The 23853-nt window shown below is 35.6% G+C and carries 23 protein-coding genes; 14 read left to right on the forward strand and 9 right to left on the reverse strand.

Going from position 1 to position 23853, the window contains the following annotated elements; genetic code table 11:
* The first annotated feature begins 126 nt into the window (after positions 1-126).
* From ACOH2D_RS11230 to ACOH2D_RS11245, 4 genes are all read left to right on the forward strand, one after another.
* Positions 127-525: a hypothetical protein gene (locus tag ACOH2D_RS11230; protein ID WP_348037143.1), complete on the forward strand. Its 399-nt coding sequence runs from the start codon at positions 127-129 to the stop codon at positions 523-525.
* Positions 526-881: 356 nt separating this feature from the next.
* Positions 882-1541 (forward strand): deoxyribose-phosphate aldolase, encoded by a 660-nt coding sequence (gene deoC, locus ACOH2D_RS11235; RefSeq protein ID WP_348037142.1) that lies wholly within the window; start codon positions 882-884, stop codon positions 1539-1541.
* A 32-nt stretch (positions 1542-1573) separates the two neighbouring features.
* On the forward strand, positions 1574-2275 hold the full coding sequence (gene deoD / locus ACOH2D_RS11240; RefSeq protein ID WP_449535269.1) for a purine-nucleoside phosphorylase: 702 nt from the start codon (positions 1574-1576) through the stop codon (positions 2273-2275).
* A 21-nt stretch (positions 2276-2296) separates the two neighbouring features.
* Entirely contained in the window at positions 2297-2806 is a 510-nt protein-coding gene (locus ACOH2D_RS11245) for a SixA phosphatase family protein (protein ID WP_449535270.1), read from the forward strand.
* Here the strand turns inward: ACOH2D_RS11245 and ACOH2D_RS11250 are convergent.
* Positions 2799-3563 carry a DUF6503 family protein gene (locus ACOH2D_RS11250; protein WP_348037136.1) on the reverse strand — a complete coding sequence of 255 codons (765 nt, stop codon included), beginning with the start codon at positions 3561-3563 and terminating at the stop codon, positions 2799-2801. The two genes, ACOH2D_RS11245 and ACOH2D_RS11250, sit on opposite strands and share 8 nt — an antisense overlap.
* Before the next feature lie 89 nt (positions 3564-3652).
* On the opposite strand from ACOH2D_RS11250, the gene smpB reads away from it, so the two are divergent.
* A complete protein-coding gene (gene smpB, locus ACOH2D_RS11255; RefSeq protein WP_348037134.1) occupies positions 3653-4111 on the forward strand; it encodes an SsrA-binding protein SmpB in 459 nt (152 codons plus the stop codon).
* Between the two features lie 419 nt (positions 4112-4530).
* Positions 4531-7011 (forward strand): DUF5686 and carboxypeptidase regulatory-like domain-containing protein, encoded by a 2481-nt coding sequence (locus ACOH2D_RS11260; RefSeq protein ID WP_449535271.1) that lies wholly within the window; start codon positions 4531-4533, stop codon positions 7009-7011.
* A gap of 276 nt (positions 7012-7287) precedes the next feature.
* On the opposite strand, the gene ACOH2D_RS11265 is transcribed toward ACOH2D_RS11260, so the two are convergent.
* Complete coding sequence (locus tag ACOH2D_RS11265) at positions 7288-7929, reverse strand: protein-L-isoaspartate(D-aspartate) O-methyltransferase (protein WP_348037130.1); 642 nt, start codon at positions 7927-7929, stop codon at positions 7288-7290.
* A 291-nt stretch (positions 7930-8220) separates the two neighbouring features.
* Here ACOH2D_RS11265 and ACOH2D_RS11270 point away from each other — a divergent pair, with 291 nt between their 5' ends.
* From ACOH2D_RS11270 to ACOH2D_RS11305, 8 genes are all read left to right on the forward strand, one after another.
* Entirely contained in the window at positions 8221-9180 is a 960-nt protein-coding gene (locus ACOH2D_RS11270) for a Gfo/Idh/MocA family protein (RefSeq protein WP_348037129.1), read from the forward strand.
* A gap of 154 nt (positions 9181-9334) precedes the next feature.
* Complete coding sequence (locus ACOH2D_RS11275) at positions 9335-10222, forward strand: 3-hydroxybutyryl-CoA dehydrogenase (RefSeq protein WP_348037127.1); 888 nt, start codon at positions 9335-9337, stop codon at positions 10220-10222.
* 104 nt (positions 10223-10326) lie between these two features.
* Complete coding sequence (locus ACOH2D_RS11280; protein ID WP_348037125.1) at positions 10327-11565, forward strand: DUF1015 domain-containing protein; 1239 nt, start codon at positions 10327-10329, stop codon at positions 11563-11565.
* Positions 11566-11634: 69 nt separating this feature from the next.
* Positions 11635-12300, forward strand: a complete 666-nt coding sequence (locus tag ACOH2D_RS11285; RefSeq protein ID WP_348037124.1) for a YggS family pyridoxal phosphate-dependent enzyme — start codon at positions 11635-11637, stop codon at positions 12298-12300.
* 80 nt (positions 12301-12380) lie between these two features.
* Positions 12381-13742: an exonuclease domain-containing protein gene (locus ACOH2D_RS11290; protein WP_348037154.1), complete on the forward strand. Its 1362-nt coding sequence runs from the start codon at positions 12381-12383 to the stop codon at positions 13740-13742.
* Positions 13743-13974: 232 nt separating this feature from the next.
* Complete coding sequence (locus ACOH2D_RS11295; RefSeq protein ID WP_348037122.1) at positions 13975-14847, forward strand: ion transporter; 873 nt, start codon at positions 13975-13977, stop codon at positions 14845-14847.
* Positions 14848-14874: 27 nt separating this feature from the next.
* Positions 14875-15783: a tRNA (adenosine(37)-N6)-dimethylallyltransferase MiaA gene (gene miaA, locus ACOH2D_RS11300; RefSeq protein WP_449535272.1), complete on the forward strand. Its 909-nt coding sequence runs from the start codon at positions 14875-14877 to the stop codon at positions 15781-15783.
* 110 nt (positions 15784-15893) lie between these two features.
* Entirely contained in the window at positions 15894-16085 is a 192-nt protein-coding gene (locus ACOH2D_RS11305; RefSeq protein WP_348037118.1) for a cold-shock protein, read from the forward strand.
* Between the two features lie 68 nt (positions 16086-16153).
* Here ACOH2D_RS11305 and ACOH2D_RS11310 read toward each other — a convergent pair whose 3' ends face one another.
* The 7 genes from ACOH2D_RS11310 to recN all read right to left on the reverse strand — a co-directional run bounded on the left by ACOH2D_RS11310 (position 16154) and on the right by recN (position 23817).
* A complete protein-coding gene (locus ACOH2D_RS11310; protein WP_348037116.1) occupies positions 16154-16864 on the reverse strand; it encodes a response regulator transcription factor in 711 nt (236 codons plus the stop codon).
* A gap of 3 nt (positions 16865-16867) precedes the next feature.
* On the reverse strand, positions 16868-18442 hold the full coding sequence (locus tag ACOH2D_RS11315) for a sensor histidine kinase (RefSeq protein ID WP_348037114.1): 1575 nt from the start codon (positions 18440-18442) through the stop codon (positions 16868-16870).
* 69 nt (positions 18443-18511) lie between these two features.
* Positions 18512-19105: a dephospho-CoA kinase gene (gene coaE / locus ACOH2D_RS11320; RefSeq protein ID WP_449535273.1), complete on the reverse strand. Its 594-nt coding sequence runs from the start codon at positions 19103-19105 to the stop codon at positions 18512-18514.
* 3 nt (positions 19106-19108) lie between these two features.
* A complete protein-coding gene (locus ACOH2D_RS11325; protein WP_449535274.1) occupies positions 19109-20077 on the reverse strand; it encodes a YbbR-like domain-containing protein in 969 nt (322 codons plus the stop codon).
* The gene (locus ACOH2D_RS11330; protein ID WP_449535275.1) at positions 20067-21077 is read right to left on the reverse strand and encodes a glycosyltransferase family 2 protein; all 1011 of its coding nucleotides are present in this window, start codon (positions 21075-21077) and stop codon (positions 20067-20069) included. The genes ACOH2D_RS11325 and ACOH2D_RS11330 overlap by 11 nt, the downstream gene beginning before the upstream one ends.
* 83 nt (positions 21078-21160) lie before the next feature.
* Complete coding sequence (locus tag ACOH2D_RS11335) at positions 21161-21976, reverse strand: enoyl-ACP reductase FabI (protein ID WP_348037106.1); 816 nt, start codon at positions 21974-21976, stop codon at positions 21161-21163.
* 188 nt (positions 21977-22164) lie between these two features.
* Complete coding sequence (recN, locus tag ACOH2D_RS11340) at positions 22165-23817, reverse strand: DNA repair protein RecN (protein ID WP_449535276.1); 1653 nt, start codon at positions 23815-23817, stop codon at positions 22165-22167.
* Positions 23818-23853 lie beyond the last annotated feature (36 nt).

Here is a 23853-nt window from a genome sequence, read left to right on the forward strand (position 1 = left end):
TAATAAGTTGGTTGGTTAGGAAACAGCACGAACCTTGAAAAAGATGAGTGCTGTTTTTTTTCGATTGCGTTAAAGCATAGGTCATCAATTTTATAATTTCATATTGAATATCATAACGACGCATCTATGGGCATTATAAAATATTACAATTTCAAAGATTTTGAGTTGTTTGTCTTTGATGACTTTATCATAAATCAAGTCAAGGAAGGCGTCGTCATTCAATCAGAACATAATTACATCATAAATGATACGGTACAGAAACATTTTAGTGGGAAAAACATGGTTTACATTTCCAACAGGGTAAAATCCTATTCCGTTAATCCGTTGATATATCCCGAAACTGAAAAAATCCCGAATTTGGTGGCCATAGCACTGATTCCAAAAACAAAAATAATGAGGAGAAGTGCAGAATATGAAAGAAAATTCTTTGACAAGCCTTATGAGATTTTCGATAATCTGAGCCAAGCCATTGAATGGTCTCATAAATTTTTGATAAAATTAAAAGATTCTTCGCGGCTCGAATAATCCACCTCCATGCACAGTTAAAGTTTATCATCTCATGTTCGAGAATTAAAAAATAAGGTTTTAACCTAATAACTAAGCCTTTTAGGAATGAGATTCAAGTCGTTAACAAAAACAATGTTAAACATTACCTAAATGTAGGTCTACTCAGGTTTTAAAAGAGTCTTTTTATTTAGTTTAAACGTAGATAATAGGGCTGATGGCGGAAGTGAATGCTGTGAAAAACCCAATAACCTCATTCAACGAGAATTAAATATTTAAAGAAATTTCGTTTGTTACCGTTCATCTAAAAATCAGCAAAAAACTTTACTTAAGCAACCGTTTGTCGTACTTTTGCACACTTAATCTATAAGACTCCTATGAAAATTAACGCTTTTATTGACCACACCCTCTTAAAACCAACCACTACCGAAAGGCAAATTATCGATTTATGCAACGAAGCGAAAAAATATGATTTCTTTTCTGTTTGTGTAAATAGCTGTTATGTTCCTTTGGCCAAACAAATCCTGTCAAAAACAGCGGTAAAAGTCGTATCGGTCATTGGCTTTCCTTTAGGGGCTACAGCAACAGAGGCTAAGGTTTTTGAGGCTAAAAATGCAGTCAATGAAGGTGCGGATGAAATAGACATGGTCATCAATATGGGATTTCTTCGCAGCAAAAATTTTCTTGCAGTATTTAAGGACATTTCAGATGTGAAGTCGGCAATAGGTAAGATTCCGCTTAAAGTAATTTTGGAGATTAGTGAGCTTTCGAAAAACGAAATTGTGAAAGCCTGCGAAATTTGTGTGGATGCTAAGGTTGATTTTATTAAAACTTCTACAGGGTTTTCAAAAAGCGGAGCTACGTTAACCGCCGTAAAAATCATTAAAAAGACGATTAAAGATCAAGCAAAAATAAAAGCTTCCGGAGGTATCCGAGATCTAGAAACTGCTCTAAAGTACATTGATGCAGGTGCGGACCGAATTGGAACCTCATCGGGCGTGGCAATGATGACCGGTAAAACTACCGCTGCTAAGTAATAATTTTTATCTTTAGGGTTTAAACTAACCCTATGAGCGTACATATTGAAGCAAAAAAAGGAGAAATTGCAGAAACAATTCTTCTTCCAGGAGATCCATTAAGAGCGAAATGGATTGCTAACACATTTTTTGAAAACCCTAAACGTTTTAACAATGTAAGAGGAATGCTAGGTTACACCGGCACTTACAAAGGTAAACGCGTTTCTACCATGGGCACTGGTATGGGCGTACCGAGTATATCTATTTATTCCCATGAATTGATTACAGAATACGATGTTAAAAACCTGATTAGGGTTGGTAGCGCGGGTTCCTATCAAGAAGAGGTCAAACTTCGAGATATCGTTTTAGCCATGGCCGCATCCTCTACTTCCGGTATTAACGAACTCCGTTTTGGAGGTGCAGATTTTGCGCCTACGGCAGATTTCGGCCTGATTCAAAAAGCAGTTGAGGCTGCAAAAGCTAAGAACATTTCCTTAAAGGCCGGAAACGTATTAACCAGTGATGAGTTTTATGCCGATGACTTCGAATCTTATAAGAAATGGTCGAAATTCGGAATTCTATGTGTCGAAATGGAGACGGCAGGACTTTATACAGTAGCGGCCAAACATGACGTGAAAGCCTTGAGCATCTTGACTATTTCAGACTCTTTGGTGACTGGAGAGCGCACGACATCCAACGAAAGAGAAACGACTTTTAAGGAGATGATTGAAATTGCCTTGGAATTAGCAGAATAAAACTTCATTAAAAATCGATCCATGATACGCTACCTAATAATATTTTGTATTGTTCTTTTCTCAGTAAATGCGTTTGCCCAAAAAGAACAAGCTCAAGAAATAACGACCTATTATTTTATTCGCCATGCTGAAAAGGATCGGAGTAATCCTTCTGAAAAAAACGCCCATTTAACAGACGAAGGCCATAAAAGAGCCCAAAATTGGAGTGAAATTTTACAGCACATCCCTTTTGACGCCATTTATTCAACCGACTATAACAGAACTAAAGAAACGGGACAACCCACCGCTATAAAAAACGGACTCGACATCATTACTTACAATGTTAGCACGAGTTATGATGAGGCTTTTAAAACAGCAACTAAAGGAAAAACCGTTTTAGTGATTGGTCACAGCAATACCATTCCAGAGTTTGTAAATGCCGTGATCGGAAATAAAAAACATGAGGAAATTGATGATGCTAATAATGGCAACCTTTATATTGTAACCAAAGTAGGAAACACCATCACAGAGCAAGTACTTACTATTAATTAAGCGCTTTGACCTCAATATTCTTGAGTTCTATTTTTGAAAGTAATTGCAATTTATTAGCGTTGAATAATTCGTCCATATCTGCAAATTTGATATTTGAAGTTTCTGGCTTGTAGTTGTCATAATCTGCAAAGCGCAACCTGCTAATCAGCCTTTCGTTATAAGCCTGTCTAAAACGAAAACCTTGACTACCATCATTTTCTTTAAAGGAGTAGGCTAAATAATCCATTGTAAATGAATCTTTACCTATCCAATAGATATATTCATCTTCAAAATCTTCACCTCCGCCATCTTCAGAAAAAGTGACCTTGATTTTATGATACGCTTTACCTTTTATGTCTGTTATGCCCAAATCTTCTTTATGCACAGCCTTTCCATCTAAGCCATAAGGCAAAACTGAAAAATAATGTACAGAATTAACCGAATTACTGTATTTTGAAGCGGTTGAATCTGCAAGTTGAACTTTTTCACCATTGCTAAAGCGTTCAAATCCTGTATTGCTCAAAACATCTTTTATTTGAGAAAGCGAATCTTTAAAATGACGCTGCAGCTGAAACTTTCCATTATCGCGAATGGCTGTGTAATGGATATCTCTAAAATCAAAATCAATTTGCGAATGATCAAACAGATTTCCCCCGGCAACTTCTATCGCCTTTTTGATAATATCTTCTGCAGATAGCGTCGTAAGAACTTGATTCTTCTTTTCTTTACAATTGAAAAAAGAGAGCACTACAACCATAATTAGAACGTTTCGTAACATAAGATCTGTTTTAAATGTATTTGCAAACTTAAAGATTACCGAGGCGTCTTCTTTAAAAGTTATCTTAAATGTTTTACCTTTGACTTCCTATGCAGAAAATCATCAACATAAAAAACAGAAAAGCACGGTTCAATTACGAAATATTGGATAAATATACGGCCGGCATTGTTTTAACGGGTACCGAAATAAAATCCATTAGAAGTGGTAAAGCCTCTATTGCTGAGAGTTTTTGTGAGTTTAACGAAAAAGGCGAACTCTTTGTCATCAACATGAACGTTGAAGAATATGCATTCGGAACGTACTACAACCACCGACCAAAAGCCGAACGTAAACTACTCTTAACCAAAAGAGAGTTAAAGTCGCTTAATAAAGATGTCCAGACCAAAGGTTTTTCAATTGTTCCTTTGCGATTGTTTATCAACGATAGAGGCTTTGCCAAAATGGAAATAGCCTTAGCAAAAGGTAAGAAACTCTACGACAAGCGCGAAACTCTCAGAGATCGTGACAACAAACGAAACCTGGATCGGATTAAGAAAATCTACAGTTAAACACCCGAAAAGGTCTTCAAATTCCAAAAAAATTAAAATCCAAATTCCAATTAACAACGCTCGACATCTATTCTGTTGTCTTTTTTTAAACAGACTAAAATTCTGTTGCATTCGGGCAATTTAAATAAATGGCTTACACTTTATAGCCATAAAAAGATTGAATCCGTGAAAATTCGTGTAATTCGTGTCAAAGTTTTTAGAACTTTAATCGAAGGAGCAGCAGTGAAGTTTCAACTTAATTTGAGATTTATAAAATCATAAAATATCCGAAACTTTAGAATTCTTTAGAAGCGTTCAGGAAATTAATAATTTAAGATTGCTATAACAATCACTAGCGCCTTTTATAGTTAAGTTTGAAACGTTCCTAGCCAACCATCTAATGATAAGATGCGCCTATTTAGGATTATACATCTCACTTTATGACTAAAAATCTACTCGCTCTTGTTTTTATTTTAATCAGTTGCCATTCCTTTTCCCAAATAAAAGGACGCATTGTCGATAAAAAAAACGAACCGCTTCCATTTGTTAATATCTATGTAGAAAACACCTTTACCGGCACTACTAGTAATGACCAAGGTTACTATGATCTTAATCTGAATAAACCAGGTACCTACACAATTGTATTTCAGTTTTTAGGCTATAAGACGGTAAAGAAAGACGTCGAGATAAAGCAATTCCCATATCTGCTGGATGCTACGCTTACTGAAGAGCAAATTTCATTAAATGAAGTGGTCATTAATTCTAATGAAAATCCTGCCGACATCATCATGAGAAAAGCTATCGCTGCCAGGAAAGTAAATTTAGAGAAAATCAATTCGTTTAAAGCCGATTTTTATTCTCGAGGTTTGATTAGAATAAAAAATGCACCAGAAAAGTTTTTTGGTCAGGAACTCGACGAATTTATGGTGGGATTGGATTCGACACGCAGTGGCATCATATACCTATCAGAAACCATTTCGGAAATTGAATATAGGCGTCCAGATAAGCTAAAGGAAAAAATTATTGCTTCCAAAGTGAGTGGCGACAATAACGGATTCAGTTTCAACACGGCAAGCGATGTGGATTACAATTTTTATAATAACACGATTGAATTGGGCAATCAAATCATTTCTCCGATTGCCGATTACGCTTTTAATTACTACAGATATAAATTGGAAGGTGTTTTTTATGATGATAAAGGGAACCTCATCAACAAAATTAAGGTAATTCCGAGACGTGAAAATGATCGAATTTTTTCTGGCGTCATTTATATCGTAGAAAACCAATGGACTATTTACGCTTTGGAACTTGGTATTACGGGCATTCAAGCAAAAATCCCGCCGGCTGAAGTGATCACAATCAAACAAAACTTCTCCTATTCCGACACCGATCAAATTTGGGTGCTAATTTCACAAGGCATGGATTTTAGTTATTCACTTTTCGGATTTAAAGGCGATGGACGCTATATGGCCGTGTATAGCAATTATAACTTCAACACACAACTGACAAAAAAATCGTTTGGAAAAGAGATTCTGTCCTTTGCGAATGAAGCCAATAAAAAAGATTCAACCTATTGGAAAAGTATCCGACCAGTACCTTTAACCGATGAAGAAATTAGCGATTATTTATTAAAAGACAGTGTACAAACCGTTAGAGAATCAAAACCTTACCTTGACTCTATTGATGCGAAGAACAATAAGTTTAAAATCTCAAAAACACTTTTTGGATATAGCCATCGTAATTCTTTTGAAGATTGGTCTGTTGGTTATAGCTCACCACTCTCGGACTTTCAATTTAATACGGTTCAAGGTTACAATTCGAAGTTGAGCTTTTACTATAGGAATAATATCGATAAATTCCGTCGTTTTTTCTCAGCCAATGCTTCTTTTCAATATGGAATTTCAGATGAGCGCTTAAGAGGAACAGCTTCTTTCACTTATAAATTCAACAACATCACAAAACCATTTCTAACGGTTTCTGGAGGCATTGAAACACAGCAATTTAATGAATCGCAACCTATTTCGCCTTTGGTTAATTCCATAAGCTCCTTGTTTTTTGAAAACAACTTCATGAAAATCTATGATAAAAGCTTCGCCCAAGTTGGCTATACACAAGAACTTACCAATGGTATAAATATATATAGCACGGTAGCTTATGAACGTCGGAAAGCGTTAATAAACACGACTGATCAAGTAATTTTCAATGACAAAAATGATGTTTATACAAGTAACGATCCTCGCAATCCGATCGCTTACGGAATTCCAGCTTTTGACACACACAATCTTTTGAAATTCAATTTGAATGCTCGGATTAATTTTGATCAGGAATATTTGAGCTATCCGGACAGCAAAATCAATATTCCAAACAGAAAATACCCAACGCTTTATTTGGGTTATGAAAAAGGATTAGCGGCATCAGAACGTCAGTATAATTTTGATCAACTTAAAGCGCGAGTAGCACAAAGTTTTAATATTGGGAATAAAGGAGATTTCAAATACAATCTGAAAGCAGGAACATTTTTTAACGCCGATGATATTGCTTTTATGGATTATTATCATCCAAACGGCAACCAAACGCATTTAGGAACCTCAAGCACTTATCTCAATATGTTCAACAATTTACCTTACTATGCTTTAAGTACAAACACCTCTTATTTGGAAATGCACGCCGAACATGACTTTAAAGGTTTTCTTTTAAGTCGCGTGCCACTATTGAACAAACTCAATTATAATTTGGTCATCGGCGCCCATGCTTTTGCAACCGAAAACCAAAAACCTTATCAGGAATATTCCATAGGAATCGACAATATTGGCTTTAAGAAATTCAGATTCCTACGTGTAGATTATGTGCGCTCCTACCAAAACGGCTATCAAGGCGATGCCGTAATTTTCGGATTGAAGTTTTTGAATATTATTGAATAGCTGATTTTCAGACACGAATTTCACGAAGAAGCACTAATAATGGCGTCTCCATCATTTAAAATTTGTCAAACGATTACAAGAATAGAAAAACTCAAAATAATTTTCTATTTTAATGAGTTCGTCCAAACTAAATCATTAGTGAATAAAGTATATTAGATGTTTTACAGACTGAAGCCTATTGCATTCGTTAAGTTTATAGTAAATAATTTACGCTTGTATTTTCGGAGAATGAGTGAATTTGTGAAAATTAGTGAAATTCGTGTCTAAAAAATTTCATTAGTTTTTATCCTCCAGAAGCGGGACAAATCGAAATTCTCCATACTCATGCTTTTCAAAGTCCTTTGGCCCTTTTCTGATGAATAAGGTCATGGTCTGTACATTTTCCCCAACAGGGATTACCAATCGTCCACCAATTTTAAGTTGACTCATTAAAGGTGTTGGCACAAAAGGTGCTCCGGCGGTTACGATAATGCTGTCAAAGGGCGCTTCTTCCTTTAACCCTTTATAGCCATCGCCAAAAATGAGTTTTTTAGGACGATAGCCTAACTTAGGCAAAAACTTGGTTGTCAGTTTAAAAAGCTCCAATTGGCGTTCAATGCTGAATACTTTTGCTCCTAATTCGCACAAAACAGCAGTTTGGTAACCACTTCCTGTTCCAATTTCAAGTACATTATCACCAGGCTTAATCTGCATGAGCTCCGTTTGAAATGCGACCGTATAAGGTTGTGAAATCGTTTGGTCAGCAGCAATAGGAAAAGCTTTGTCTTGATACGCATGATCCAAAAAACTGGAATCCATAAATAAGTGTCTCGGAATTTTACCGATCGCACTAAGCACCTTTTCATCAGTAATTCCTTTATCCCTTATAATGCCAACAAGTTGCTGGCGCATGCCCTTATGTTTAAACGTATCTTTCAAAGCGGTAGTGAGTTTAAGGCAAAATTAACCCAAACAAAAGGAAGCTACAAGGAATATGGCGAGATGTTTTGAGCTTCATCCATATGCTGAACAATCACATTTAGTGTAACCACCTTTTAATCATCAAGTCAAACTTCAAAATCAAAAATCTTAAATCGACAATCAGCAATAATTACCATTTCTCACATACACCTCCATGCTTCACAACACGCATTCCAAGCTCCCACTTCCCTCCTTTTTTTCTTTTATCTGCCTTAAAAAAAAGCTATTTTTGTATAAAACGTACAACCTATGTTAAAAGCAGGAGTTCTTGGTGCTGGTCATCTTGGAAAAATTCACTTACGACTTCTTAAGCAATCTGAAAAATTCGAATTGATTGGATTTTATGATGCTGATGAAGACAATGCAAAAAAAATTGAAGCCGAATTTGGCTATAAATATTTTGACACTATCGAAGGCCTTATTGATGCTGTTGATGTTGTAGATATTGTAACCCCAACCTTATCTCATTTTGAATGCGCAAGATTGGCAATTTCAAAAGGAAAACACATCTTTATTGAAAAACCGATTACTAATACTGTTCAAGAAGCAGAGACCATCAGAGCTTTGGTCGCTGAAAATCACGTGAAGGGTCAGGTTGGACATGTTGAGCGTTTCAATCCCGCCTTTAAAGCCGTCAAACACCAAATACACAACCCAATGTTCATCGAATGCCATCGATTGGCAGAATTTAATCCACGAGGTACGGATGTGCCCGTTGTTTTGGATTTGATGATTCATGATATTGACATTATTTTAAGCGTCGTTAATTCTAAAGTCAAGAATATTTCGGCAAGTGGTGTTTCTGTTATCAGTGATACACCAGACATTGCCAATGCACGCATCGAATTTGTGAATGGTTGTGTGGCGAATTTAACCGCGAGTAGGATTTCATTGAAAAATATGCGCAAAACACGATTTTTTCAAAAAGACGCATATATATCAGTGGACTTTTTAGAAAAGAAATGTGAAGTAGTCAAGATGAAAGATGCACCGGAAATCCCTGGAGATTTTGATATGATCCTTCAAAATGCTGAAGGCGTAAAAAAACAAATCTACTTTGACAATCCTGATGTTCCGACTAACAACGCCATTTTGGAGGAGCTGGAATCTTTTGCTGACGCTATCAATAACAATACAAAACCTGTTGTTACCTTACATGACGGCACAGAAGCCTTGCGAATAGCGACGATGATTATTGATCAGTTTTAATTAGTTTTCAAGAATAGTAAGCCATAGAAAACACATAAGAGCTACTAATGAATTGAAATATATTCGTGTTCCGACGTTTCGGAAGTGGCAAAAAAAAACCCTATTAACTTAAAGAATGAGATTCCCTCCTTCGAGGGAATGAAAAATATTTTCAATGAAAAACATAGCTATAATTGGAGCAGGAACCATGGGAAATGGGATTGCACATACTTTTGCTCAAAGTGGTTTTAGAGTACAATTAATTGACATCAGTGAAGCTTCACTTAAAAAAGGCATAGATACCATTACAAAAAATCTTGATCGGATGGTTTCCAAAGAACATATTACCGAAAACCAAAAACAGGAAACTTTAAAAAACATCACCACGTTTACTGATATGGCTGAAGGTGTAAAATCAGCAGAATTGGTAGTTGAAGCTGCTACAGAAAACAGCGACTTGAAACTCAAAATATTTAAACAATTGGACGAGATTTGTTCGGCAGATACCATTTTGGCCACCAACACTTCCTCTATTTCCATCACCCAAATCGCTGCGGCCACTTCGCGACCAAAACAAGTCATTGGAATGCACTTTATGAATCCAGTGCCTATCATGAAATTGGTAGAAATCATTCGCGGCTATAGCACCAGTGACGAAGTGACCAAAACCATTATGGAACTCTCTAAAATTTTAGGAAAAGATCCTGTTGAAGTGAATGATTACCCTGGTTTTGTTGCTAACCGGATTTTAATGCCAATGCTCAATGAATCTATTGAGACACTTTACAATGGCGTTGCTGGCGTTACTGAAATTGATACGGTCATGAAATTGGGAATGGCGCATCCAATGGGGCCTTTACAATTGGCCGATTTTATTGGACTGGACATTTGTCTATCCATATTAAATGTGATGTATGATGGCTTTAAAAATCCAAAGTACGCACCTTGTCCTTTATTGGTCAATATGGTAAGAGCTGGAAAACTTGGTGTAAAATCTGGCGAAGGATTTTATGATTATTCTGAAAATAGAAAAGCTGAAAAAGTGGCGAAACAATTTTCTTAGTGGGCAATCTGCAGTCCGCAGTAACCAATTAAATTGTGATTTAGGACGAAATACTGGAGACTGAAAACTGAAGACTGAAGACTGAAAACTGAATACTAAAACATATGGCGAATATCATCCCATTCAAAGCGGTACGCCCCACACGTGACAAAGTAAGTTTGGTTGCGGCGCGTTCGTATCAATCTTATACTTTAGAGCAACTCGAGTCGCGCTTGCGGGACAATCCGTTTTCGTTTCTCCAAATCGTTAATCCTGGTTATAAATATGATAAACAACTGTCTGGAGAAGCACGGTATAATCTGGTCCGAAATAGATATTTAGAGTTTAAGGAAGATGGTATATTTGTTCAAGATGATACGCCCTGTTATTACGTTTATCAAATTACCGATAGAGATCATCAAGTATTTAACGGCATTATTGCGGCGGCAAGCGCTACCGATTATGAAACTAACATCATCAAAAAGCACGAAGACACTATTGAATTTAAAGAAGTGATTTTTAAGGATTATTTAAAAACCGTCGGGTTCAACGCTGAGCCTGTTTTGTTAACGTATCCTGACAATGAGATGCTAGACCAAACTATCAAAGCGATTCAAAAAAATCGTGCAGAGTTTGAATTTACCACAACTTACAGAGACACCCATTTATTATGGAAAGTGGATGATGAAGAGCAACTGAAAAAAATTACGCACGAATTTCAGCAAATGAAAACTATCTATATTGCCGATGGTCATCACAGATCAGCATCTTCATACTTGCTATATAAAGAACTAAAAGACCATAATCCAGGGCATACTGGTAATGAGTATTATAACTTTTTTATGAGCTATCTCATTCCTGAATCTAATTTAAGAATTCATGAATTTAACCGTCTAATTAAAGATTTGAACGGCTTGACCAAAGAGGAGTTTTTAATTCAGTTAGATATGTTTTATCGCATCGAAAACAGAGGACAATTACCTTATCAACCGACTAAAAACCATCATTTTAGTATGTATTTGGACGGCGAATTCTATTCTCTTTATCTCCGTAAATCAGCCTATAAAATGAAAACTTCTCTAGACGCTTTGGACACCCAAATTTTGTATAAAACCATTTTAGAACCTATTTTAGGAATTAAGGATTTAAGAAATGATGAGCGGATTGGCTATATCAATGGAAAAAAAGATATAGTATCCCTCAAAACAGTTGTCGATAGTGGTTCCTACAGAGTCGGATTTAGAATGGTTCCTGTCCATATTGAAGAAATGAAAGCCATTGCTGACGACGGACTAAGAATGCCTCCAAAAAGCACTTTTATTGAACCAAAATTAAGAAGTGGCGTTACCATTTACGAGTTTTAAAGCAAATTAGTTTTTGTATCTTATTTTTTCAAAAAATAAACAACTCAACAACAAACAACAAATTACACAATGAGCATAAAACAGAATCTTCAGGATATTAAATCGACATTACCACAAAATGTGACCTTGGTCGCCGTTTCAAAAACAAAACCAGTCAGCGACCTGATGGAAGCTTACAACGCTGGACAACGCATTTTTGGAGAAAATAAAGTTCAAGAAATGATTGAAAAACAGCCTTTGATGCCGAAAGATATTGAATGGCATATGATCGGACATCTGCAGCGCAATAAGGTCAAATATATGGCCGAATTTGTAAGCCTGATTCATGGTGTGGATAATTTCAGACTTCTAAAAGAAATTGACAAGCAGGCGAAAATTCATAACAGAACCATCGACTGTTTACTTCAGATAAAAATTGCAGATGAAGATTCTAAATTTGGAATGACATCAAAAGAGGCTCAAGACATTTTGCAATCCACAGAGTTTACAGAACTTAAAAACATTAGGATTGTGGGCGTTATGGGGATGGCAACATTTACCGATGACCAACAACAAATCGAAAAAGAATTCAAAAAATTAAAATCTACTTTTGATGAACTCAAAGGACTTAAACTTGAGAATGACCAATTAAAAACCATCAGCATGGGCATGAGTGGCGATTATCAAATTGCAATTGCATGTGGTAGCACACTTATTCGCGTTGGAAGCAAAATTTTTGGCGAACGCAATTATTAATGAACAATAAATAAGGAGAATAATTTCTATTAAACTAAATTTGCTTTTAATAGTGATTTTCAACTTTTAATTCAAGGAGTATTTACGCAATATTAGACATAGAAACAACAGGTGGCAAATTCAATGAGGAAGGCATTACCGAAATAGCCATTTATAAATTTGATGGACATGAAGTTGTTGACCAATTTATTAGCCTCGTTAATCCAGAGCGAGAAATTCAACCTTTTGTGGTCAATTTAACTGGCATAAACAGTAATATGCTGCGTACGGCTCCAAAATTTTATGAGGTTGCCAAACGCATTGTTGAAATGACTGAAAATTGCATTATTGTGGCACATAACTCTGAATTTGATTACCGAATTTTGCGCACAGAGTTTAGCCGATTGGGTTTTGAGTTCAAGCGTAAAACACTTTGTACCGTGGAGTTGGCCAAAGAAATAATGCCTGAACAGGAATCTTATAGTTTAGGAAAACTTACGAGAGCTCTTGGTATTCCCGTAACGGACAGACACAGGGCTTCTGGAGATGCGATTGCCACAGTTAAGCTTTTCAAATTGTTATTAGCAAAAGACCTCAAAAAGCAAATCATTCAAGATGCGGTCAAAGCAGAGCCAAAATATCAAATGGCGACCAACCTCAAATCTATTATTGACGATTTACCTGCCATTACAGGCGTATATTATCTACATGACACCTATGGCAAAATAATTTATATAGGCAAAAGTAGGAATATCCGAAACCGAGTCAATCAGCATTTTACAAATCCGAAATCAAAAAAACTCCAGAATCAGGTGGCTGCCGTAACCTATGAAGCGACAGGTAATGAATTGGTTGCTTTGCTGAAGGAGAATGCTGAAATAAAACAAAATAAACCGGCTTTAAACAGAACTTCACGAAGAAACCTGTTTACTTACGCTCTTTATAGTTTTAAAGATGAAAATGGCTATATCAACTTAAAGCTTGATGCTGCCGACGGTCGGAAAAAAGCTATCACAACGTTTTCAAATAAGCAAAGTGGCAAACAGTTTCTGTACAAGGCTGTTGAAGATTTCAAGCTTTGTCCAAAATTAGTTGGTTTGGATACGGCAAAAACAAGTTGTTTTAAATATTCAATCAATGAATGTGAAGGCGCTTGTATACAAGAAGAAAGTCCTGAAAGTTACAATCTCAAAATTCAAGAGTTGATTGCTAATAGTAATTATGAAAATCAAAACTTGATTATTATCGATAAAGGAAGAGCACTTAATGAACACAGTGTGACCCTTATAGAAAACGGAGTTTTTAAAGGTTTTGGATACTATGATCTCAACTTTCAAATTACCAATAAAAAAATTCTGGAATCCATTATTACGCCTATGGATAACAATAGAGAATCACAGCATATCATTCATAGCTATCTCCGAAAAAACAAACAGGTTAAAATCGTTAAGCTTACTGAGTAATAGGCCTATTACTGCGAGCATTAATCTATACTGAAGTCTTTTAAAAAACTCTTCGCTCTATTCTTAATTCAATTATTAGGAGCGAAAGTTAAATTTTACCTGGAGTTATATGTTTTCTCTTGAGAATTCCAGAATAATAAAAACAAACATTGATAAGATGTGGGATGACACAAATTAAAGTCCTTAGGGATATTGGATTAAAAACAACCAATCTTTCACTATTTTTGAGGTTATGCTGAATAAAAAACCAAAGAAACCATACATAAATTGGAAAGCGCGACTTCATGAAATCATTTATGAAGCAGATACTCCGGCAGGCAAGTTATTTGATATAATCCTGCTCATTGCCATCGTTGCAAGTATTGTTTTTGTAATGTTAGAGAGCATCAGCGAATTTAATGCACGTTACCATAACTTTTTAAATATTGCCGAATGGGTCATTACCATTGTGTTTACATTGGAATACATTGCCAGAATAATTTCAGTTAAGAAACCTTTCAGATATATTTTCAGTTTTTATGGCGTTATCGACTTTTTATCGACTATTCCAAAGTACATCTCCTTGATTTTTTTCGGCACACAAGTGTTAATTGCGCTTCGCGCCTTGCGACTTTTAAGGGTTTTCAGGATATTAAAATTAGCACGATATTTGGGCGCTTCCAATATGTTGGCCTCTTCCTTAAAAGCGAGTAAAACCAAAATCTTAGTGTTTTTATTCGCAGTCCTAATCGTTAGCATCATTTTCGGAACATTAATGTATCTAGTTGAAGGTGAAGCCAGCGGCTTTACAAGCATCCCGGTTAGTGTGTATTGGTGTATTGTAACCTTAACGACTGTTGGTTTTGGAGACATTGCACCTGTAACGGCCTTAGGGCAATTTATCGCTTCAATCATCATGATTTTAGGATACGGCATCATTGCCGTTCCAACAGGAATTGTTTCCGCAGAATTTGTTTCTCAAAACCGAGGTAATCATGGTTCTCCGGCAAGAATTCCGGAAGTAGATTTAAACACCGAGGCCTGTCCGTATTGCTCGGCAGAAAAACAAAAAGATAATGCCAAATATTGTTACAACTGCGGCCATCCATTACATGAAAACACTTAATAATTTCCTTCGTTAAAAACGTTTGCTTTGAGTCAAAAATATCTTATCAGCATTGTGGGACCTACCGCCATCGGCAAAACTGCCTTGAGCATTGCCATGGCCAAACATTATCAAACTGAAATCATTTCGGCAGATTCTCGACAATTTTATAAAGAAATGAGCATTGGTACTGCCGCCCCAACTCCTGCAGAACTCAGCGCAGCACCACATCATTTTATCCATCACAAATCGGTTTTGGAGGACTATAATGTGGGTGATTTTGAAAAAAATGCCATCAGTATATTAGATAAACTTTTCATTAACCACGATGTGATTGTTATGGTTGGTGGTTCTGGATTATATGTGGATGCTGTCATTAAAGGATTAGACGAATTTCCTGAAATAGATCCATCTATCAGAGAAACACTCAACAATGAACTTGCTAATAAAGGTTTGGAGCATTTACAAAACCAACTCAAAATTCTTGATCCCATCGCCTTTGACACCATCGCCATCGATAATCCGCATCGGGTCACAAGAGCTTTAGAAATTTGTATTGGTAGTGGAAAACCCTATTCCACTTTCTTAAATAAAGAGAAACCCAAACGACCATTCAAGACCATTACCATAGGTTTGACTGCCGAAAGAGCCACTATTTATGAACGAATCAACAAAAGAGTTGACCATATGATGGCCGAAGGTTTATTGGATGAGGCCAAAAATCTTCAACACTTACAGCACTTAAATGCACTGAATACTGTTGGTTACAGTGAATTGTTCAAATTTTTAAATGGGGAATGGACTTTGGATTTTGCGGTCTCAGAAATCAAGAAAAACTCAAGACGATATGCTAAACGACAGTTAACTTGGTTCAGAAAAAAAGAAGGTATTCTTTGGTTTGATAATGAAACTTCTATCGCCGAAATAATTAACAGTATTAATCAGAAATTAGTTTAACCAACTCATAGTCAATTTTGAACATTTATCGAATTTTTAAAATAAAATAAAAAAAACCTTATTTCCAATTAAATAATTCTACCTTTGTCGCTTAATTAACAATATTTATTATGAATAAAGGTATCGTAAAATTCTTCAATGACGCAAAAGGTTTTGGTTTCATTACTGAAGAAGGAAACAACAAAGAACATTTTGTACACATCTCTGGATTAATCGACGAAGTTCGTGAAGGTGATGAAGTAGAATTTGAGCTTAAAGAAGGAAAAAAAGGTTTGAACGCTGTAAACGTTAAAGTTATATAATCGCTTCAATTTTTAAAAAAGAAAAAGCCTATCATTGCGATAGGCTTTTTTATTTGCTTGTATTTTAATTAATCTTTCTGATTGACAACCAATCTAAATCCTTCGCCGTGGATGTTCAAAATCTCAACTTCTGGATCTGGTTTTAAGTATTTTCTCAATTTGGCAATATACACGTCCATACTTCGGGATGTGAAATAATTATCATCTCTCCATATTTTTGTCAATGCCAACTCACGTGGCATCAAATCATTTTCGTGCAAGGCCAATAAACGCAACAGTTCATTCTCTTTAGGAGAAAGCTTAACCGTTTCTTCATCCTTAAACTTTAAGAATCGCAATTTAGAGTTCAAGTCAAAATTACCTATCTTAAATTCAAATTGTTTACTATCCGCAACGGTATCAGTAGCTTTACGCTGAATAATGGCCTTAATTTTCATTAAGAGCACTTCACTGTCAAACGGTTTATTCAAATAGTCATCTGCACCAACCTTATAGCCTTTAAGGACATCTTCCTTCATTGCTTTTGCCGTCAAGAAGATGATAGGCACATCACTATTTTTTTCTCTAATTTCTTTAGCTAAGGTAAAGCCATCTTTATAAGGCATCATGACATCCAGAATACAGAGGTCGTAATCATCCTTTTTAAATTTCTCAAAACCTTCCATTCCATTTTTAGCATGAACCACGTCATAATCGTTCATGCTCAGGTAATCCTTTAGGACGGTCCCGAAATTTGGATCATCTTCTACTAATAAAATCTTTTTGTTCTGTTCTTCCATAATCTATGATATTAATGGTAGTTTAATAATAAAAGTGCTACCTTTTCCTTTTTCACTTTCAACGGATACGTGGCCTTGGTGGTCTTCAACCATTTGTTTTACATAGGCTAAACCTAAGCCATGACCTTTCACGTTGTGTACATTCCCGGTATGCTCTCTATAAAACTTTTCAAAAACCTTCTTTTGAACCTGTTTTGTCATCCCGTTGCCATGATCGGCAATTTTTAAAATAATATTATTTCCTACATTTTCTGTAGTGACATCAATTCTTGGCGCATCATCTGAATACTTTATGGCATTGTCAAGAATGTTTACTAATACATTGGTAAAGTGAGTCTCATTTGCTAATACCGAAGATTTTTCAGCATTTAAATGACATTTGACGTAACCTTTTCGGTCTTCAACAATCAATTCAACATGCGATACGGCATCTTCAATTAAATCGTGCAATTTTAATCGATCCTTGCTAATATTAAGTTCATTTCTTTCTAGTTTAGATATTCGCAAGACATTTTCAACCTGGGCATGCATGCGCTTATTTTCATCTTTGATCATCTTCAAATAACGATCTATTTTTTCTTTGTCATTGATCATCTTTGGATTTTTCATCGCATCCAAAGCCAAACTGATGGTGGCAATTGGTGTTTTGAACTCATGCGTCATATTATTGATGAAATCCGTTTTGATCTGTGATATCTGTCGTTGTTTTATAATTTGATAAATAGCATTGGTATAAGCTAAAATGATAACTAAGGTAAAAACAATAGACAAAACGGTCATCGTTAAAATGGACGACCATAAAAACTTCTTACGTTCCGGAAAATCAACATACAATATAAAATTACTTTCATTCTTATTATCCAAAAACATAGGGACGCCCATAGTCGTTACCGGATCTAATTCGAAATTATTAGACTGTACCTTCGTAGCCAGATCCTTATCATAAATAGCAAACTCAAAGTCAATATCAATCCCATTTTCATTAAACTGTTTGGACAAATACGATGAAATCTCACCAGCTGACACTCTCTTATAAATAGGATAGTTCCTAAACAAATCACGATAGGTACTTTCGAAAAGTCTTTTCCCGAATTCATCCATCGTATTATATTGCATGACCGTTTTTTCAGGTGTGATATGCACTTCATTATCAAAAGTGCTTTTCTTAAAAACCCGAATTTCCTTCTGATTGCTAATACGGCTGATATTCAGACTATCTAAACCTCCAATGTCAAAGAACAACGATGGCACTTTAAAGCTCTCTTCAAGAATACCGTTTTGATAGACTGTGGTTTCATTGGAAATATCATCATAACTATACAACAAAATCCCTCTGATATTGGTCGTATCCGGATTTTTTCCGCTACTGAGTAATTCTTGATATTTATTGGTATACAACTTAAACTCCTTGTCCTCAACAAGACTGGAAACTTTACTTAAAGATCGTCTGACGTTTAAAGTAAACTGCTTTTCCTCATTACTTAAGCTGTTATCAATAAAATATATTTGAACGAAAATTATTCCAATAAGCGACAAACTCATCAGAATAACCAATAAAATGAATAGCTTTCTGCCCATTATTCAAATTTAACATTTTAACATTTAGCAAGAACTTGCTTTAACCTTACATTAACACATTTTAAAGGTTTAATTTATGGCAACTAATTTTGAAAGTTCTTGATGAATTTTCAGTACTTGAGCTTTTGTTTCGTCCAAATCATGATTAGTAATCACAAAATCTGATTGTTCTGCTTTTTCCTTGTCTGTCAGTTGATTACTGACAATAGCCAAAACCTTATCTTTAGTAGTAGCGTCTCTATTTACAACACGTGCAATCCGCTGCTCTAAATCGGCCACCACAGTAATGATAAAATCATATTGGGAAGCCATATCGTTTTCAAAAATGATGGCCGCTTCCTTTAAGACATAAGGTGCAGTTTGCTTTTTTTTCCAGCGTAAAAAATCAGCACCAACTTTAGGATGCACAATTGCATTCATTTGTTTCAAAAGCGCAGCATTCTCGAAGATTTTGGAGGCTAAAAAAGCTCGGTTAAGTTGACCATCGCGGTAGGCTTCATCGCCAAACAGTGCAGTGAGCTTTTTTTGGATGACCTTAGAAGTGTTCATCAAGTGTTTAGCCCTGTCATCAGCAATATATAAAGGCACGCCCAACTTCTGAAACATTTTGGCGACGGTCGTTTTACCGCTACCTATCCCACCTGTTAAACCTACTATTTTCATACACTATTTCATCAAAATAAATTCGACCTTCTTTTGTTTTAATCGCGCACTTTTAACAATTTCGGGCACTTTCGTCAATTGAGGAATCAAAAATGTTTTTCCGGTCTTATCAATATTCCTATAATCACATTCAATTCTGAAATCTGAAGTTCTGACTGATTTATAATTATTAAGACTAACATTATACGCTACGGGAATCGTTTTCGGGAAAAAATTAATGTTTACACCTGATGGAAGATTGATGATCGTTACTGGGACATTAAACGTTCCTTCAGTAAATTTTTCAACTTGTCCTTCTATTTTCACGCTTTTTGTAGTCAGTTTTAAACTTTTGAAACTCTCATTCATTTCAATTCCCAAGGATTTGTCAATATTTGAATTGACATGTTTCAAGTCTAGTTTTTCGGTTGTGACATACTCTATTTCCGAAAGTAATTTTTCTGAACCAATAACTTTAACGGAATCAGGAATGACCTTGATTTTGTTTAGCATATCATAACCTGGTGCAAACTCAATAATCACATCGGTGTTAACGGGCACCTTTTTTACTGCCAAGGATTGATAAGGAAAACGTAAAGTATCGGGTTGGATAGAAATAACATCTACTGAATTCCTGAACTTAGCTCTTATTTTAGGTGCATTTTGTTGGGAATTCCACACATAGGTTTTGTTTTTAAGCACCACATCTGTGTTAAAATCAATTTGCAATTTGGGTTTATAAAACGAATACCGCAACAAATTAAAGCCATAAGCATTAACGGTAACATTGACTTTTTTTGTACTATCAAGATTGACATGATGTTCTTCTGGAACGTTTTTAAAAACAAGTTCAAAAGAAATAGTCTCCGTATAATTCTTTGAGAGTTTAGTCAAAGCCAAAAAACAGAAGGACAGCAAAAAAAAGAGTCCGAAAACATTCAGTTTTCTGCTTTTTATGGATTTAGAAAGTTTCGTCTTTAATTTATTGTACATGTTTAAAAAACAATTTTGGGAATCTCTTCTCAGGGTTTTCTTTTAATAGTTTTATGGAAAGTGTGGATTTCAAAAAGCCATAACCATACCCAAAAAACTGAACAAATATCGCTATGACCGCCAAAACAGCAATGATCAAGTTTTTTGAATTTATAAATGCCAGTAAAAAAGCAACCGCCATATAAATGATATAAATGTACAACAACCATTTTATTTGAAAGAGAAACAGGACTAAACTAATAACCAATCCCAATGAAAAAAATGTAGGCAACCAAAAAATAAATCGCTCTGATTCTGGATGCCATGCATTTAAAATAGGACGAACCATACCAAACTTATGGACTTGCTGATAAAACTTTGACCAAGAAATCCGTCGTTTATGATAGACATAAGCGTCCTTTATGAGTTTACTCTTATAGCCCAATTTGAGAAGACGCAATGAAAGATCAGGATCTTCCCCTGGATGAATGGTTCCAAAACCACCCGAAGCTTCAAATGCTTTTTTTGAAATCCCCATATTAAAACTCCGCGGTTGGAAATTATCAGAGTCCTTCCCTCCTCTTATCCCTCCTGTGGTAATGAAGGACGTCATGGCAAAATTGATGGCCTTTTGAAGTTTTGAGAATGATGGGTGCGCTGCATCAGGGCCACCATAACAATCGGTGTAAGTATCCGTCAAACTTTTACTGACCACTTGCAGATAATTTTCAGGCAGTAGCACATCTGAATCTAAAATAATAAAGTAATTTCCTTCCGCCCTTTTCATTCCATAATTTCTAGAATCACCAGGACCAGAATTTTCCTTAAAATAATAGGAGATTTCCAATTGATCAGCAAAGCATTCAATAACTTTATCGGACGGAATTGACGAACCGTCTTCAACAATGCAGATGTTGAAGTCAAAATCACCTTCGAGTTTCGTGAAACTTTCCAAAAGCTCATGAATCTCATCAGGCCGATTATAAACAGGGATTATAAATGAAAAATACAGTGTATTCATAAAAATCAAAGGTAAGGAATCAAAACACAAAAGCCACCAATTGGTAGCTTTTGAAAGTATAAATTAAGATTTTTTTGAACTCTTTATTTGCTCATAAAAGCATCCATGATTTCGTTACTGACACCCATATTACTAAATCCACCATCATTATAAAGATTTTGAAGCGTAACACGTTTCGTCAAGTCACTAAATAAAGTCACGGTATAGTTGGCGCAATCCAAAGCAGTAGCATTTCCTAAAGGCGACATTTTATCAGCATAAGCAATAAAACCGTCAAATCCTTTAACGCCTTGACCAGCGGTCGTAGGTGTTGGAGATTGTGAAATAGTATTCACTCTTACTTTCTTTTCTCTTCCGAAGAAATAACCGAAACTACGCGCAATACTTTCTAAATAGGCTTTATTATCTGCCATGTCATTATAATCAGGAAATACACGTTGCGCTGCCATATAGGTCAAAGCAACAATACTACCCCACTCATTCATCGCATCAGCTTTGTAAAGGGTTTGCATCACTTTATGGAAAGACATTGCAGAAACATCAGTTCCTTTTTGAGTCCACTCATAATTTTGATCGGTATAATGCCTTCCTTTTCTTACGTTGATAGACATTCCGATGGAATGAAGCACGAAATCAATTTTTCCTCCTAAGATTTCAACTGACTTAGCCACTAAGTTTTCTAAATCTTCAATAGAAGTTGCATCAGCAGGAATGATTTGAGAACCTGTCTTTTTGGCCAATTCATCAATTTGCCCCATACGCATTGCGATTGGTGCATTGGTCAAGACAAATGTACCGCCCTCTTCGTGAACGCGTTCTGCCGTTTTCCAAGCAATTGAATTTTCATCTAAAGCTCCAAAAATAATTCCTCGTTTTCCTTTTAATAAGTTGTATGCCATGTTTATAATTGTTTTTTATTTAATGCTAAGCAATTTAAAATTCAAAGTTAATAAAACTTTAAACTTATGCTTACTTTTAATTTCTAAATCTTCACTAATGTCGCTCCTTATGGGAAAGTAACCTCCGTTTTTGATGGAAGTATTTCATGTATGGATGGGCTCAATATAAATAGATCATTCAAACCCCATTAATTCAGCAACTGTTTCGCATGCTCAATGGCAGAACTGGACATGTTCACTCCGTCTAACATTTGCGCGATTTCGACAATGCGTTCCTCAGGATTTAAAAGTTTCAATTGCGTTCGGGTGACCTCGCCGACATCTTCTTTAAACACTTTAAAATGCGTATTGCCTTTTGCGGCAATTTGTGGCAAGTGAGTAATGGTAAATACCTGCATCGTTTTACTCATTTGTTGCATGATAGATGCCATTTTATTGGAAATCTCACCAGAAACCCCAGTATCAATTTCATCAAACATGATGGTCGGTAGTTGCGTGTAATTAGTCAGTATCGACTTTATGGCCAACATAATTCGTGATAACTCTCCTCCGGATGCTGCTTTTTTAAGTTCATTAAATTGACCGCCTTTATTGGCTGAGAATAAAAACTTTAAATCATCATTACCATTGTTCAAAAAGGTATCCGATTTGGTCAATTCCACATTAAACCGGGCGTTTGGCATTCCTAAAGTTTCCAAAAGTGCTTCCAATTGTTTGGTCAGTCCTGGAATTGCTTTTGTTCTGTTTTGATTGATCTTTAACGCAAAAGCATTAAGTTCTTTTTCAATAGTAGATAATTCAGATTCTTTTTGAGCGATCGCACTATCTAAATTTTCGGTAACCGATACCTTTTCACTTAGATCCTCTCTAATCCGAATCAGCTCGGTAATATCAGATGCGGTGTGCTTTTGTAATAAATTATTTAAGATCTGTAATTTCAGATTGACCGTATTTAATCGGTTAGGATCTGCTTCTAAAGATTCCTGCAGGTTTTCGATTTCAGAAAACACATCGTCCAATTCAATCAAACTACTGGTTACCCTTTCAAAAACCAATTTATAATTTGAAGAAAAATCTGCCAATTTAGAAAGTTGGTTTTTAATTTCCGTCAAACTTGGCATCACTCCTATTTCTTGATTGCTCAATAATTCGTGGGATGCTTTAAGGCGTTCGCTTATTTCTTCAATATTATTAAGCGTTTCATATTCTTCTTCTAGCGTCTCCAATTCTCCTTCAACTAATTTGGCATCCTCCAATTCCTTCAGTAGAAATAAATTGTAATCCAACTCTTTTATCGCCTCAACCTTTCGATTTTGAAGTTTTTTAAGTTCTGATTTAACAGATTTCAATTTGCCTAATTGAAGTGAATAATCTTGAAGCAAATGACCATTCTGAGCTAACGCATCTATTACTTGAAACTGAAAATCATCATCGGTTAACTGTAAAGTTTGATGTTGCGAATGGATATCCAAAAGTCGCTCGCCCAGTATCTGAAGACTATTTAAAGTAACTGGTGTGTCATTTACAAAGGCTCTCGATTTTCCGGAAGGAAGGATTTCCCTACGGATAATGGTTTGCGGTTCATAATCCAAGTCTTCTGCTACAAATAGTGATTTCAGATTATAATTGGCAATATCAAATGTGGCTTCAATAACACATTTTTCTGAAGCGTTTTTTACACTGCTTAAATCGGCTCTTTTTCCAAGAATAAGAGATAAACCTCCTAAAAGAATGGATTTACCAGCGCCAGTTTCTCCAGTAATTATGGTCAAACCATTATTAAAGTGAACCTGAAGGCTATCAATTAATGCGTAATTTTTTATAGAAAGTGTGGTGAGCATTTAAATAAGTTTCTGGTTTCGTGTTTCTAGTTTCTG

The organism is Gelidibacter sp., assembly GCF_053579655.1.

What these genes read in the sequence shown, in the direction of transcription:
- ACOH2D_RS11230 (WP_348037143.1), top strand. Translation starts at nt 127, where the DNA reads ATGGGCATTATAAAATATTACAATTTCAAAGATTTTGAGTTGTTTGTC.
- deoC (WP_348037142.1), top strand. Translation starts at nt 882, where the DNA reads ATGAAAATTAACGCTTTTATTGACCACACCCTCTTAAAACCAACCACT.
- deoD (WP_449535269.1), top strand. Translation starts at nt 1,574, where the DNA reads ATGAGCGTACATATTGAAGCAAAAAAAGGAGAAATTGCAGAAACAATT.
- ACOH2D_RS11245 (WP_449535270.1), top strand. Translation starts at nt 2,297, where the DNA reads ATGATACGCTACCTAATAATATTTTGTATTGTTCTTTTCTCAGTAAAT.
- ACOH2D_RS11250 (WP_348037136.1), bottom strand. Translation starts at nt 3,563, where the DNA reads ATGTTACGAAACGTTCTAATTATGGTTGTAGTGCTCTCTTTTTTCAAT.
- smpB (WP_348037134.1), top strand. Translation starts at nt 3,653, where the DNA reads ATGCAGAAAATCATCAACATAAAAAACAGAAAAGCACGGTTCAATTAC.
- ACOH2D_RS11260 (WP_449535271.1), top strand. Translation starts at nt 4,531, where the DNA reads ATGACTAAAAATCTACTCGCTCTTGTTTTTATTTTAATCAGTTGCCAT.
- ACOH2D_RS11270 (WP_348037129.1), top strand. Translation starts at nt 8,221, where the DNA reads ATGTTAAAAGCAGGAGTTCTTGGTGCTGGTCATCTTGGAAAAATTCAC.
- ACOH2D_RS11275 (WP_348037127.1), top strand. Translation starts at nt 9,335, where the DNA reads ATGAAAAACATAGCTATAATTGGAGCAGGAACCATGGGAAATGGGATT.
- ACOH2D_RS11280 (WP_348037125.1), top strand. Translation starts at nt 10,327, where the DNA reads ATGGCGAATATCATCCCATTCAAAGCGGTACGCCCCACACGTGACAAA.
- ACOH2D_RS11285 (WP_348037124.1), top strand. Translation starts at nt 11,635, where the DNA reads ATGAGCATAAAACAGAATCTTCAGGATATTAAATCGACATTACCACAA.
- ACOH2D_RS11295 (WP_348037122.1), top strand. Translation starts at nt 13,975, where the DNA reads ATGCTGAATAAAAAACCAAAGAAACCATACATAAATTGGAAAGCGCGA.
- ACOH2D_RS11305 (WP_348037118.1), top strand. Translation starts at nt 15,894, where the DNA reads ATGAATAAAGGTATCGTAAAATTCTTCAATGACGCAAAAGGTTTTGGT.
- ACOH2D_RS11310 (WP_348037116.1), bottom strand. Translation starts at nt 16,864, where the DNA reads ATGGAAGAACAGAACAAAAAGATTTTATTAGTAGAAGATGATCCAAAT.
- ACOH2D_RS11315 (WP_348037114.1), bottom strand. Translation starts at nt 18,442, where the DNA reads ATGGGCAGAAAGCTATTCATTTTATTGGTTATTCTGATGAGTTTGTCG.
- coaE (WP_449535273.1), bottom strand. Translation starts at nt 19,105, where the DNA reads ATGAAAATAGTAGGTTTAACAGGTGGGATAGGTAGCGGTAAAACGACC.
- ACOH2D_RS11325 (WP_449535274.1), bottom strand. Translation starts at nt 20,077, where the DNA reads ATGTACAATAAATTAAAGACGAAACTTTCTAAATCCATAAAAAGCAGA.
- ACOH2D_RS11330 (WP_449535275.1), bottom strand. Translation starts at nt 21,077, where the DNA reads ATGAATACACTGTATTTTTCATTTATAATCCCTGTTTATAATCGGCCT.
- ACOH2D_RS11335 (WP_348037106.1), bottom strand. Translation starts at nt 21,976, where the DNA reads ATGGCATACAACTTATTAAAAGGAAAACGAGGAATTATTTTTGGAGCT.
- recN (WP_449535276.1), bottom strand. Translation starts at nt 23,817, where the DNA reads ATGCTCACCACACTTTCTATAAAAAATTACGCATTAATTGATAGCCTT.